This window comes from Sphingobacterium sp. JB170 (assembly GCF_900163865.1).
GTDB lineage: Bacteria > Bacteroidota > Bacteroidia > Sphingobacteriales > Sphingobacteriaceae > Sphingobacterium.
Window position 1 is genome coordinate 99,352 of record NZ_FUKU01000014.1, and the last position, 13,999, is coordinate 113,350.

General features: G+C 42.4%; 13 protein-coding genes. 3 read left to right on the plus strand and 10 right to left on the minus strand.

All coding sequences use genetic code 11. The annotated features are described in order from the left end of the window. Window positions 1–2 precede the first annotated feature (2 nt). From FM107_RS04305 to FM107_RS04345, 9 genes are read right to left on the minus strand one after another with little or no spacing between them, the layout of a single operon-like run. Entirely contained in the window at window positions 3–1,022 is a 1,020-nt protein-coding gene (locus tag FM107_RS04305) for a glycosyltransferase family 9 protein (RefSeq protein ID WP_086947294.1), read from the minus strand. 5 nt (window positions 1,023–1,027) lie between these two features. Beyond that, the gene (locus FM107_RS04310; RefSeq protein ID WP_086947295.1) at window positions 1,028–1,633 is read right to left on the minus strand and encodes a DUF4254 domain-containing protein; all 606 of its coding nucleotides are present in this window, start codon (window positions 1,631–1,633) and stop codon (window positions 1,028–1,030) included. A 46-nt stretch (window positions 1,634–1,679) separates the two neighbouring features. Further along, window positions 1,680–3,143 carry an NADH-quinone oxidoreductase subunit N gene (locus tag FM107_RS04315; RefSeq protein ID WP_086947296.1) on the minus strand — a complete coding sequence of 488 codons (1,464 nt, stop codon included), beginning with the start codon at window positions 3,141–3,143 and terminating at the stop codon, window positions 1,680–1,682. A 12-nt stretch (window positions 3,144–3,155) separates the two neighbouring features. Continuing rightward, a complete protein-coding gene (locus FM107_RS04320) occupies window positions 3,156–4,760 on the minus strand; it encodes a NuoM family protein (RefSeq protein ID WP_086947297.1) in 1,605 nt (534 codons plus the stop codon). A 3-nt stretch (window positions 4,761–4,763) separates the two neighbouring features. After that, window positions 4,764–6,803 carry an NADH-quinone oxidoreductase subunit L gene (locus FM107_RS04325; RefSeq protein WP_086947298.1) on the minus strand — a complete coding sequence of 680 codons (2,040 nt, stop codon included), beginning with the start codon at window positions 6,801–6,803 and terminating at the stop codon, window positions 4,764–4,766. Continuing rightward, window positions 6,804–7,109, minus strand: a complete 306-nt coding sequence (gene nuoK, locus FM107_RS04330) for an NADH-quinone oxidoreductase subunit NuoK (protein ID WP_086947299.1) — start codon at window positions 7,107–7,109, stop codon at window positions 6,804–6,806. Further along, a complete protein-coding gene (locus FM107_RS04335) occupies window positions 7,106–7,654 on the minus strand; it encodes an NADH-quinone oxidoreductase subunit J (RefSeq protein WP_086947300.1) in 549 nt (182 codons plus the stop codon). Before FM107_RS04335 ends, nuoK begins: the two co-directional genes overlap by 4 nt. Then, complete coding sequence (locus FM107_RS04340) at window positions 7,654–8,214, minus strand: 4Fe-4S binding protein (RefSeq protein WP_179204398.1); 561 nt, start codon at window positions 8,212–8,214, stop codon at window positions 7,654–7,656. The genes FM107_RS04335 and FM107_RS04340 overlap by 1 nt, the downstream gene beginning before the upstream one ends. A gap of 6 nt (window positions 8,215–8,220) precedes the next feature. Beyond that, on the minus strand, window positions 8,221–9,294 hold the full coding sequence (locus tag FM107_RS04345) for a complex I subunit 1 family protein (protein WP_086947302.1): 1,074 nt from the start codon (window positions 9,292–9,294) through the stop codon (window positions 8,221–8,223). Window positions 9,295–9,861: 567 nt separating this feature from the next. Between FM107_RS04345 and FM107_RS04350 the strand changes: the two genes are divergently transcribed. Next, complete coding sequence (locus tag FM107_RS04350) at window positions 9,862–10,638, plus strand: META domain-containing protein (protein ID WP_086947303.1); 777 nt, start codon at window positions 9,862–9,864, stop codon at window positions 10,636–10,638. An 86-nt stretch (window positions 10,639–10,724) separates the two neighbouring features. Here FM107_RS04350 and FM107_RS04355 read toward each other — a convergent pair whose 3' ends face one another. Then, window positions 10,725–12,011 (minus strand): citrate synthase, encoded by a 1,287-nt coding sequence (locus tag FM107_RS04355; RefSeq protein WP_086947364.1) that lies wholly within the window; start codon window positions 12,009–12,011, stop codon window positions 10,725–10,727. Between the two features lie 368 nt (window positions 12,012–12,379). On the opposite strand from FM107_RS04355, the gene FM107_RS04360 reads away from it, so the two are divergent. Both FM107_RS04360 and FM107_RS04365 read left to right on the plus strand, forming a co-directional pair. Next, window positions 12,380–12,739, plus strand: a complete 360-nt coding sequence (locus FM107_RS04360; RefSeq protein ID WP_086947304.1) for a BlaI/MecI/CopY family transcriptional regulator — start codon at window positions 12,380–12,382, stop codon at window positions 12,737–12,739. A 3-nt stretch (window positions 12,740–12,742) separates the two neighbouring features. Beyond that, window positions 12,743–13,996 carry a M56 family metallopeptidase gene (locus FM107_RS04365; protein ID WP_086947305.1) on the plus strand — a complete coding sequence of 418 codons (1,254 nt, stop codon included), beginning with the start codon at window positions 12,743–12,745 and terminating at the stop codon, window positions 13,994–13,996. The last annotated feature ends 3 nt before the right edge of the window (window positions 13,997–13,999 follow it).

Sequence of the window (13,999 nt, forward strand, 5' to 3'; positions counted from 1 at the left end):
AGTTATATTTTACTCAGTTTAGAGATAACCATTTCTGGGGTTATTAGTTCGATCGCTTCCACGCCATTACAAAGACAAGATTTGTTTCCATAGATAGAGCTGGGTCTATTGGGGTGTTGCACCTGTATACAATCCTGCATGGACTGACCATAGCCAAGAAAGCCGCTATACGGGTGGGTGGCCCCCCAGAAAGATATACAACGTGTTCCTACTAGTGACGCCATATGCATGCCCGAGGAGTCCATACTTAGCATTACATCTAGGTGGCTGATCATATCCAGTTCGCCGCTGATACCAAGTTTGCCGATCGTGTTGTAGACATGCGGATACTGCCCACTCCAGTACTCGGAGATTTCATTTTCTTGCTTGCCACCACCAAAAATATAAAATGTATATTTTTCGGGGCTAAAGTGTTTGAAGATATCGTCCCAGTGTTTGACTCCCCACACCTTATAGGGATGCTGTGCAAAGGGAGCTATTCCTATGTGCGTTTTCTCCTGCCGCGAGCGCTCCTGCCGATATTCATTTGGTAACTCGCGCCGTTGCTTTTTGAGTTTATGATCAAGTTTAATGGTAAAGCCGAGTCGACGAAATACGTCGGCGTAACGTTCTATGGTAAAGCGCAGGGGCTTAAATTCCTTGTGTTTTTTACGCGTCAACGCCTTTTTACTATGACGAGCCTTATCCAAGGTCGCTAGTGGAAACCCTGCAGTTTTGAAGAATAACGATAAAATACGCGAGCGTATGTTGTTATGTAGGTCTGCAACATAATCGATATCGTAATGCTTTAGTTCTCCAAACAAACGCCACAACCCCTTAGGGCCCTTATGCTGGTCTTCTGCATAAATGGGGTGGAAGATCAAGTTTGGAATATCGGTGAAAAATGCTTTAAATTGCGGCCGACTAACCATGATCAACTCGACGTGCTTTTGCTGCGCACTTAGCTCCCGTAATACGGAAGCAACCATGACAACGTCGCCCATGGCAGAAAAACGCGTAACGAGCACTCGAACTTTCTTCATAACCTTTATTTTTGCTTCCCGTAAAGTACAGGATTCAATGAAGGGTCATTATACATTTTCATTTGCTTGTATACCTTCATGTATTTTTTTCCATTTTCGATATCCGTTAAAAGTTGATCGATACTTTGTGAGAGGTCCTGGCGCTGCTCAAGTAAAATGGATAACTTATTTTGGCATGTCGCTATGTGATTTTCGCTGGCATCCTCACGACGGGTTTCTTGCTCCATGTGATAGATTTTTAATGCTAAAATCGAAAGACGGTCGATTGCCCAAGCCGGGCTCTCCGTATTGATTCGTGCATCGGTCAATGGTTCCACGTGGTTGAACAGGTTCAAGTAATAGCTATCGATATATTCTACCGTATCGGTGCGAAACTGATTCGATTCATCGATACGCCGCTTCCAATACAAACCTTGTGTGGGTTCTATGTTGGGATTGCGAATGACATCTTCCATATGCCACTGCACTGTGTCTATCCAGCATTTAAGATACAGTAGATGCTCCAAGGATTGGGGGGCATAGGAATTGTCTATCGGCTGGTCGATGTTGTCAAATTTATGGTAATCATCGATTGCCTTTTTAAACAGGCTGTTGGCAATTGCACTAATCATAAACGCAAAGATAAGGAATTAACTTTTTGCGCGAGGAATGAAAAAGTTAATTAAAGAGATCTATTAGAAAACTTGGGAATAGACCAAAGAAAATAAGCAGAATGGTAAAAGCGTAGCTGACGTATAAAAGAGTATTTGGAGCTATTCGCTGTTTTGCGTGGTCTTCGGATTTGCGTAAGAATGCATATAGCGGAATACGGAAATAGAAAAACAGCGAAATTACCGACGTTAAGGCACCTACAGCGAGAAGTAATATTACCGCGGTGTTGTCGTATGCTCCAGTAAAATCAAATAACGCCGAAAATACCATAAGTTTCCCCATAAAGCCAATCGTAGGAGGGAGCCCGACAAGGGAGATACAAACCAACGAAAAAGCGGTAAATAGAATAGGCATCTTTTTCCCTAATCCTGCATAGCTATTGATAGCAGTCGACCCCGTCCGCTGCTCGAGCTGATCGATAAAGAGAAATGCCGCAAGATTCATCAGCACATACGCACTAATGTAAAAGAACAAGAACGCTGCGCTGTCTTGGTAAGCATAGATCGCCATTAATAAGAAGCCTGTATGTCCGATTGATGAATAAGCCATCATCCGTTTCGCGTCCTGCTGGCGTAACGCGGCCAGGTTACCAATTAACATCGTAGCTATTGCAACCACGACCATATACCACTCCAAAAGCTCCGAAAAATAGAAATCCGTCGACGACCAGGATCGATAAAGACGCGCGAACAAAATTAATGCGCCGACTTTCGGTATGGTAGATAAAAATGCGGTGATACTCGTTGGTGCACCTTGGTACACGTCAGGTGTCCACACGTGGAAGGGAACAAACCCTAATTTAAAACCGATGCCCACAAATACGAATAATAGCGCTAGGCTAACGATCAATTCTGGCGCATCCATCAATCCTTGTAGGTGAGCGGTTGCTTCGAAATTTAGATCCCCCGTTAACCCGTAAACTAGCGATAATCCGTAGAGCATGACGGCTGCACAAACGGAACCGAATAGGGCGTATTTCATGGCCGCTTCGGCCTGTATTTTGTTCTTGGAAAAGTAACCAACTAGGATATACGATGCGATGGAAACCATCTCAATGCCGATAAACGCTAATAACCAGTTGCTGGTGCTACTTAGCACGTGCGTACCTAAGACTGCTGCAAGCAGCACACTGTAAACATCGCCATTATTGCAGGAATGACGATGTTTAATGAAAATAGTTATGACAAAGGCCGAAAGGACGATGATGATGCGCGCATAACTGCTTAAGGGATCAACGATCCAGCTCTCGGAAAAACCAGTAGCCGTTTGGCCGATTTGATCAAACAACAAATAACCGACAGCGATTAACGAGAGTAGTGTCGTGATATAGGTACTATGCTTGTATATTTTAGTCAGAAATAAAGAAGAGAATATACTGATGACAAACCCAGTAATAAGTGCTAATTCGGGCTTAAATAAGGGAACCGAATTAATGATTTGATCGAGTATATTGGTGAGAGCGGTATTCACTGTTTCTAGGGACTATATGTAAGGGTTGATGATGTCAATAAGCTTCAGGATCGATGCGTTCAATTTGCCAAACACGAGCGAAGGCACAATACCCAAAATGAGCGCTAAGGAAATTGTAGGTACTAGAATGAGCAGCTCCCGGCGATTAAGATCTGTAAGAGCTGACGCCCATGCCGTTCCTCCTTGTAGACGCGTTTGTCCGAAAAACATTCGTTGTAAGGTCCAAAGAAAGTATGCCGCACTTAAGAAGATTCCAGCCGAACCGGCTATGGCCATCCAACGTGGTATTCCCGTCGTCATGCTTTGTGCGTTAAATGTGCCAATGATCACGAACGCCTCTCCAATAAAGGCCGAAAATCCTGGTAGACCAAGCGAGGCAAAAAATACTATAGCGACACACGCCGTGTATTTGGGCATTATGCCCGCTAAGCCTCTAAAATTGTATATGTACCTGTCATGAACCCTATCGTAGATGACACCTACAAGGAAAAATAATGCGGCACTCAAAAATCCATGCGAGATCATCTGGAACATAGCGCCGGAGATACCTTCTGCGGTTAACGAGGCGATTCCTAAAAGGACAAAACCCATATGGGATACCGAAGAGTATGCAATCATACGCTTTAAATCTTTTTGTGCCAGGGCGTTGAGAGCTCCATATAGGATAGAAATTATTCCGATAAGTGCAAGCCACCAGTTTGTTAGTGCGGCCATATCGGGAAATATACTGTAACAAACCCGGATGATGCCGTAGCCACCGATCTTTAAAAGAATTCCCGCTAAGATGATCGAAACCGGAGTGGGGGCTTCTACGTGCGCGTCGGGAAGCCATGTGTGAAGAGGTACGATAGGAACTTTGATCGCAAAAGCGAAAAACAGGATGATAAACCCGATCAGCCTTGCAGGTATGCCAAGTACCTCATGATAATTGGCAATAAAGCTGAAGAACGAACCATCAACATAATTGCTCGGGTTCATCATATGGAGCATGTTGAAGGTATGTGCGCCTGTTTCTGGATTAGTAACCGAGAAGTATAGCCCTACGATAACCAAAAGCATGAAGACCGAGCCCAGAAGTGTATATAGGAAAAACTTGATCGCTGCATATTCTCGGCGAACGCCTCCCCAAATACCAATCAGGAAATAAAGCGGAAAAAGCATCACCTCGTAAAAGACATAGAACAGGAAAAAATCTAACGCGCAGAATATTCCCATAACTGCGGTGTTGAGCAGCATGAGTAAGGCAAAATACCCTTTGGGACTTTTATCAATATTCCAGGATGCGCCAACTCCCATGAGCATAACCAATGCACTTAAAACAATTAAAGGGAGCGATATGCCATCTAATCCAATGAGATAATCGATTTCGAGTTTGCCGATTGCACCTAAGTCTAGTCGTATCCAAGAAGCTTGTTCTAGAAACTGAAAATCCGATAGGATATTCACGCCCGCTTGTGCTCCTTGAAAGTTTTGATAAATATATAATGCGATACCCAGTTGCAACACGGTAAATCCGAGCGCAATATATTTATAACTCGACTTAGCGGTATTCGGTAATGCCAAAATCAACGCTAAGGCAATTAGTGGAAGAAATATCAGTATGGATAATAAGCCCATGTTCTATTTAATTATCAAATAAAGAAATCCCAAAATCAGAACGGTTAGCGCGAACCCTAGGTACCCTTGTAACTGTCCATTCTGGACATGCCGCACTAGATGCCCAAGGTAATAGGTGCTGTTGGCAACCATATTTACCAGGCCGTCAATAACGTTTTTATCCAGCCAGTTGACGGCTCGGGCAATTGATTGAATGAGGTTTGTGAATAAATACGTTAGCCCATCGACTACTTTTCGATCGACGAAATAAAGAAATCCACTTAAACGTTTTATGCTGTTTACAAAAATAACCTCATTGAATTCGTTGAGATAGAATTGGTTGTTGGCAAGCTGGACCAATTTGTTGCCCGTTGAAAAAGGATATTCTCGCTGGGTGTACCACTTCCAACCAATGAACCAGGATACTATTGCTCCGATCGATAAAATAACTGGAATGTATAAGTGGGCCGATGGTATCGCCGGGTAGGCAGTTTGCACGTGTAAGCCTTGCATCAACCACGAAGCATGATAGTCTAATGGCTGCAGGCTAAAGGCCGGCGCGAAGCAACATAAAGCAAGGAAAATCATGGGCGCCAACATTAATACGGGGGCCTCACGCATCGTGTGATCTGTATTAAGCAGGTCTGCAAAACGGAAATTGCCGAAGAACGCTTTCCAAATCAGTCGCCCGATATAGAATGCAGTGAGGATGCTAACAATGATCAGGGTTATAGGTATGATCATATGCCAGCCGCCATGGTATGCTCCCCACTCGAACGCGCCCACTACGATGCTATCTTTAGAGAGGTAACCAGCGGTAAGTGGAAAACCGGCTAAGGCCAGCGAGGCAATACTCATGCAGAGGAATGTTTTGGGCATATATTTACGCAGGCCACCCATGTTGCGTAGATTCTGAGGATCGAACTCGAGGTTGCGATGTTTTTTTAAATGCGCCATTTCGTGAATAACAGCTCCAGCGCATAAAAATAGTAGGCATTTAAAAAAAGCATGTGTTCCCAGGTGAAACATAGCGCTATCCCACGCCCCTATGCCGACCCCTACCATCATGAAACCGAGTTGGGAGATCGTCGAAAATGCAAGTATCTTTTTAATATCCTGTTGGCCAAGTGCAAATATAGCGCCGCTAATAGCCGTTAATGTTCCTATTATGGCGATCAGTAGCAGTACAGTAGCGTTAAAAAGCGGGAATATTGTACAGAGTAAGAACACGCCGGCAGCAACCATAGTCGCCGCGTGTATCAGTGAAGAAACTGAAGTTGGACCTTCCATAGCGTCAGGGAGCCAAATATGTAAAGGGAACTGGGCTGATTTTGCCATCGCTCCCAAAAAGAAGCATATTCCCGCCCACGTCCGCCAGGAAGCGTCGGTGTCGATCACAAGCGATTGACCGTGCTCTAAACTACTCGGATTAAAAACACCGCTGGGTCCAAATAACATGGTTAAATCGAGGGTGCCCACATGCGAATAGATTAAGGCAATTCCAATCAAAAAGCCAATATCGCCGATTCGATTTACAAGAAATGCTTTTTTGTTAGCCTGGACGGCGGAATCTTTGGTAAACCAATAACCGATTAAAAGATACGACGCGAAACCTACGAGTTCCCAGAAAATGTACGATTGAAACAGGTTAATGGAGATTGTTAAACTCAGCATGGCAAAGCAGAATAGGCTCAGAAACATCCAATAACGATGTAGTCCGGGGTCTGCTTTCATATAGGCTTTCGAATAAATATGCACCGGTAAAGCAATGATGCATACAATCAGCTGCATGAGGACGGTCAAATTGTTTAGTAGTACGCCGACATTAAGGTCATACTCTCCAATTACAAACCACACTAATTTTAATGTTTGTTGATCATGATTCCAAACCGCTGGGAATACCCAAAATAGACTAAGTGTGGTACTTAATATTATAGCTACTAAACTGATATTACCGGAAGTTTGTGTTTTACCAAGGACTGCTTGAATTAAAAAAGCAAGGAAAGGTAGCAGCGCTATGAGTACGCTGGCATTAATCGGAGATATGGGTAGGAGCTCGTTCACTTAGTCTTTCAGTTCGTGCATGTTTTTAGGATTTATCGTGTTGAAATGGCGGTATACGTTGAGTATAATCGCGAGTCCCACTGCTACGGCAGCAGCGGCAAGTACGATCGCAAACAAAGCAAATATCTGCCCGCCATAGTTCGTTTTGTCGTATTTCGAGAAAGCAACGAAGTTGAGAATCGCTGCGTTTATCATCAGCTCGATTCCAACTAAGATCATTATGGCGTTTCGTTTCGCTAATACCGCATACATCCCAATACAAAAGATACATGCGCTGACAAGAAGAAAGTGAGTTAGTGTAATCATGCGGTGTTGTCCTTTCTGGATAGGTGTGCCGCGCCAATCAGCGCCATCATCAAGAAAATGGATATGATCTCAAAGGGCAATACATATTGCGTCATAAATTTAAACCCCAGCAGCTCAATGTTGTTGTCTTTCGCTTGAATAAGTGTGCCCTTTGAAATAGATTGTTCGATCCAGCCGGGCATTTGTTGCGACCAATTCACAAATGTATATACCATCAGGGAAAGGAAAGTGATTGAGAGCACCACTGACTGCCAGTTCGCTAATGAGATAAAGCGTGTCGAGGATGTTTGTATATCCTTCAACAGTTCTTTATTGGACAGCATAAAAGCAAATATAAGTAGTATCAATACGCCCCCAACATAAATTAAAATTTGAGTGATCGCGATAAAATCCGCTAAGGCGAATAAATAGAGGCCAGCCATCGCAAAAAGGACGACGAAAAACAGAAATAACGCGCGTGCCGTGTTGCGTATATTAACCAGTAGAAGGCCAGCACCAATAGCCATTGCCGCGAACGCATAAAATATGATCGTTTCTATCGTCATTATTTTTTCTTAGCAGCCTCCTTCTCCGCTTGAAATTGTGTCCATTCCTGTTTCCGTTGATTGATTTCTGTATCGCTCATCTCTGAAAAACCGTATATCAAATCCGTTAGTTTTTGCGTACTACGGTCGTATTTGTTCGTCATCGTGATACATTCTGTCGGGCACACAACCGTGCATAAGCCGCAATACATACACTTTGCCATGTCGATATCAAACTTTTCTGGATAGAGCCGTTTAACGCTGCCGTCGGAAGTATTTCCTATTGCTTGCGGGGACTTGATTGAAATGATATCGATGCAGTCGACCGGACAAGCTTTGGCACAAAGATCACACACGATGCAATCATCAATTTCTACATCGAGTTGGTAACGTGCCACCTCGGGTATAGGCATTTTTTGTTTAGGAAACTGCACGGTAGCTATCCCATGCTGTTTCTCGAAATAGTTTTCATCACGGATATCAAGCGACTCCCGTGAATTTCGAGCAGCAAAAAGGTGCCTCACCGTTATGAGTAAACCCTTAACAGCGGTTAAAAAGCCTTGTATCGTCGTTTTAAGTATCAAGCGTTACAACATTATAAATATTCTCCAAAATCCCGATATGGCTAAACATAAAAAGCCAACAGGAATTAATATTTTCCAACAAAGCGTCATCAACTGATCAGCTCTAAATCGCGGTAAGGTCCAGCGTATCCATATTTGTATCCCTACGATGAGTAAGGATTTTGTAAAAGTCCAAAATAAGCCCCAACCCAAGCCGGTAGTCCAATCCGCTAAACGGAGTGCTCCAATGTTCGGCAAAGGGGTGTTCCAGGCGCCAAGGAAGATCACTACCCCTAAGATAGCCACTAAAAACATCATTGCATATTCTGCTAAAAAAAGAAATGCAAATTTGATCCCGCCATATTCTGTGTGGAAGCCGCCAATAAGTTCGGATTCGGCTTCAGGTATATCAAACGGTGCACGATTACATTCCGCTAGCGTGGCAAGAAAAAAGATCACGTAAACGATCAATAGATGCGGTGCTTGAAAAATGTGCCAAGCGAAGACTCCACCAATTTGCGTCACATCCCAAAAGCCAAAGAAGTAAATTGGATGGGGTGAGTCGATGCCTTGTAAATAAGCAATGTCATTAAGATTCAGCGTCTGAGTGATCATTACTGCCGAAATTAGACAAAGTCCGACCGGTATTTCGTAGGACACCATCTGCGCTATTGCACGTATGGCTCCTAATAGTGAGTACTTGTTATTCGACCCCCATCCAGCCATCAATATGCCAATTGCATCGATGGATACGACTGCCATCAGAAAGAAAAGTCCCGTGTTGGTGTTGGCGGGAATGAAATCCGGTGCCCACGGCACTACGCTATAACCAATAAATACGGCAGTGAAAATCACAACCGGCGCAATTGCAAAGAGCACTTTATCCGCGGCAGACGGGGTTATAAACTCCTTTTGAAGTAGCTTCAAAATATCGGCCACAGTTTGAATGAGCCCAAATTTTCCCGTCTCCATTGGTCCGAGCCTGTCCTGCAAAAATCCAGCTATTTTTCGTTCGGCATACACGGCGAACAGCGTGAACGTGGCAATAAATAGGAATATTGCAATAGGAACAATAATATGGATAAATAGATCAGGCAACTTTTCTTCTTAGAATTATTCTTAATTGGTTGCAAACATACGTAAAACAGAGCAAAAGCCCATGAATTTTAAAAAAATATACCAATTTACTAGATAATTAATATTGTTGCGAAAGGTGTCGGCTTTCACCCTCATTGTCAGCGGTAATCTCTCGCGGTTAAACAATGCCTTCATGCCGACAGCAGGTTATAAATTATTAGGTGTAGCATTTGAAACACAGTCTACGTTTTTATGTTGAGTTGGAAGCAAATAGAGGCGTTTGCTACTCTTCCATTCGAGTTCTTTGCGCGCACCAATTTGCGATTATTAAAAAATTGATCATGTCTTAGCAGGCCTTAGAATTGCGTAGGGATGTTAGATCGGAGATAGAAAGTGCTTTTAAGAAAATTAAAATAGAAAAATAAGTTCTAAAAACTGAAGCCGTGGCGCATTAATTGATATAAGGTACAATAAACACAGCGTAAGCGGTTGCCATTTGATGATGGTATACTGGACAGTGGTGACCAGCCCGCCGCGCTAGCGAAGTGATTTATATATATTATTATTTTTTACAATAGTTTGAAAATTATGAAACGAATGAAATGGGGTTATTTAGTAATCAGCGCAGTGATTTTAGTAGGCTGTGCCACAAAGAAGGATATGGTGAAGCAAGGTGATACGGAGCTCCTCGTTGGCAAAAAGTGGCAATTGGTCGAGTTGAGTGGTAATCCAGTTGCCGAAAAAATTAATGGTAAAACGCCATTCTTAGAATTGATGGCTGAAGGAGGCCGATATAGTGCTACTGGCGGATGTAACGGTATAGGAGGTGAGTATGAGCTAGTCAAAAACCAAGGGGTTAAATTTCAGCGTGGGATGTCGACCATGATGGCCTGTCCCGATATGACGATCGAGCAGGGGTTCGGGAAAGTTTTTGAAGCGGCAGATAGTTATGCTGTTTCGGATAGCGCGTTATCACTTTTATCTAAAGGAACATTACTCGCTAAATTCAAATTGTTTGAAACTGCTTCGAATGATCTTTCTGGAAGTTGGGAACTGGACTACATTATGGAGTCTGGATCAACTTTAGAGACTTTGTTTCCTGGTAAGCGTCCAAAGATAGTTTTCGATGTTGCAAATAAAAAAGTAAGTGGAAATGGCGGATGTAATAGCTTCAATGGAGGCATCACGCTTGCTGGTAGTAGATTGAAGTTCGGCCCGCTTATGTCAACCAAGATGGCGTGTCAAGGTACAGCTGAAGATGTGTTTTTTAAGAACATTGACCGGGTAACCTCGTACAGCGCAACTGATGACCAATTAACGTTAATTGCAGACGACATTGTCGTAATGCGGTTGAAAAAGGACTAATATACGGCGTGCAGCCATTTAATTTAAAAAGGGAGGGGTCCGGATTTACGATTAAATCCGGACCCCTCCCTTTTTATAGGACGTTATTATCTTTTGTCGAAATCTTTATAGTCGCGCGCTGTTTCGCCGGTGTAAACCTGACGCGGGCGACCAATAGGTTCTTTGTTGTCTCGCATTTCTTTCCATTGCGCAATCCATCCCGGTAGGCGGCCTAATGCAAATAATACGGTAAACATATCCGACTGAAATCCTAGTGCACGGTAGATAATACCAGAATAGAAATCTACGTTTGGATATAATTTTCTGTCCACGAAATAAGGATCACTAAGTGCGGCCTCTTCGAGTTTTTTAGCGATATCTAAAACCGGATCATTAACACCTAATTTTTCTAAAATTTCGTCACATGCTTTTTTGATAATCTTTGCACGAGGGTCAAAGTTTTTGTAGACACGGTGACCAAAGCCCATTAAGCGGAAAGGATCATTTTTATCCTTAGCTTTTGCAAGATACTTGTCCGCATCACCTCCGTCGTTTTTGATAGCTTCAAGCATTTCGATTACCGCTTGGTTAGCACCGCCGTGTAGCGGTCCCCAAAGAGCGTTGATGCCGGCGGAAACAGAAGCATAAAGATTTGCATTGGAAGATCCAACGATACGCACCGTTGATGTCGAACAGTTTTGTTCGTGATCTGCGTGTAAAATCAACAACGTATGCATTGCACTAACTACGACAGGATCGATAGGATTTTCTCCTGTAACCTCGCCGAATATCATGTTCAAGAAATTCTCAATGTAGCCTAAATTATTTTTAGGATATACAACAGGTTGACCGAGCGATTTCTTTTGAATCCATGATACGATTGTCGGCATTTTAGCCAAAAGGTTAATGATGGTTTTATCTTCTTCCTCATCGGTGGGGTTGGGATTCAATGATTCGGGGTAAAATGCTGATAAGGCACCAACCAGACAAGAAAGTTGCCCCATTGGGTGTGACTTAGATGGGAAACCAACGAAGAAGTTTTTCATATCTTCATGGACCATCATCTGTTTTCTGATATCTGAACGAAATTTCTCCAAAACTTCTTTACTAGGAAGTTCCCCGTAAATTAATAGATAGGCGACTTCTAAAAAAGTGGATTTCTCAGCTAATTGCTCAATGGGGTAACCTCTATAGTGTAAAACGCCTTTTTCACCATCCAAAAATGTTATAGCACTTTTAGTGGCGCCTGTATTTTTGAATCCTGGGTCTAACGTGATATATCCCGTTTGATCTCTGAGTTTAGAGATGTCAATAGCTTTTTCGTTTTCAGTACCAATAATAATTGGCGCTTCATAGGAAGCACCACCTAAATTTATTGTTGCTTTATCCGACATGTTTATTATACTAGTTTCTACAAATATAAAAAAATCAAGCATAATTTCGAAGGCGTATTTGAATTAAAATGACACAAATCAGTCATTTTAAGACTTTCTTCTGCTTGCCAGCAGAAGAAGATAGATTGCAAGAATCTTATGGTTCGTGGTTAATAATGTATTTATGACGGTTATTCGTGGGATTTATTTGGTGCAGGTTCGTACTCGGAGATCGTTTTAGCGAAGAGTCACTAGCAAGCGAATGATTTTTTGTTTATCCTAAATAGTTAATGAGCCAGAGGAGCTGACGGAGTGTTTGTATAAAAAAGATTTTTTTTATTTGTTTTTTTACGAAATTTCCGTAGGTTTATGAAATATTCGTAGTTATCATGGAGAAATTAACATTACAGGAAGAGGAAGCGATGTTGTCGATTTGGCAATTGGGAGGTGGATTTGTGAAAGCGATACTGGAGAATCTAAAGGATGAAAAGACGCCTTATACAACGCTAGCCTCAACAATTCGGAATTTAGAGCGAAAAGGCTACGTTAAGGCCGTTAGGTTCGCGAATGCGAAACGGTATGAGCCGATTATCACCGAGGAAGAATACAAAGCTAAATTTATGAACGGTTTCGTGGTGGATTACTTTCGCAATTCGTATAAAGAAATGGTTTCTTTCTTTGTGGAGCAGGAAAAACTCTCTCCGTCAGAATTGGAGGAAATTATGCGCTTAATCAAAAACAAAAAATAAGTTATGGATGCGCTACTGATCTATTTTATTCAAGTAAATGTGTTGATATCGGTAATATATATCGGGTATTACCTTTTTTTACGGTATCTCACATTTTATCGCTTGAATCGTTTGTATTTTTTGATCGGATTAATATTCGCGATCGCATATCCTTTTTTGGACTTTGGTTGGTTGTTTCCAAATGAGTTTTCTCCGCTTGGTCAATTCGATGAATATTTGCCATTTCTGAACGATAAGTTCGAGTCGACGAAAAGCTTAACCCTAACCGGGGGAGTGTCTTTTTTGGTTGGGGTAGGTGTGATCGCTTTTGCTGGTCGTTTCATTTTTCAGATCTTGAGTATCCTGCGGGTTCATTATTACTCGGTGGATGCAAAGTGGCAAGGGTTTCTTTTTCGGAATGTGGTTTTCCAGGTGAGTCCATTTTCCTTTTTAAAACGAATTTACGTTCATATTGAACAACATAACGAGCATGAGCTTCGCGATATTTTTGAACATGAGGATATTCATGTGAAAGGCCTTCACAGCGTGGATATTATTGTGTTTGAGATGCTTCTGATAGGTTGTTGGTACAACCCCTTCGTATGGCTGACGCGCATCGCTGTACGTCATAATTTAGAATTCCTGACTGATCAACAGGTACTAAACAAGGGGATCGATCCGCAGACTTACCAGTATTCTTTATTGCAGGTCGCACGCGAGGGAACCTCCGTGAGGCTGAGTAATCAATTTAATTTTAAACTTTTAAAAACACGCATTATGATGATGAACAAAAAACGCTCTTCGAAGCGACGGCTAAGTAATTATATCTTTTTACTGCCCGTAATTATTTTTTCAGCGGGAGCATTTACCATAAACCGGGCGGAAGCTCAAATTGAACGTGTTGTATTTACGGCTTCGTCGTGGCAGCTAAATGGTGATTCCAAAACATTTTCAGCGGTGCCGGACACGGTTGTAGAGCCGGTGATTGTTCAAGTGAAAAAAAAGGAGGGGAATCTTGCAAAACAACAAGACCTCGAATCTCCGGTAGAAGTGGTGAGTGCTTCGGACACGGTACCGGTAAAATCTCGACAGGAAGCATTCGAAAATTCAAATATACTGTATATTATTGATGGCGAACGAATGGGGAAAGACTTTAAAATAGAGACTATCGACCCCAATACCATTGATAGCATAAGTGTGTTGAAACGCAAGACAGCGCGTGAACGTTTTGGAGATGAAGAACTGGACGGGGTGATGATAATTGTACTGAAAAAGTAAATG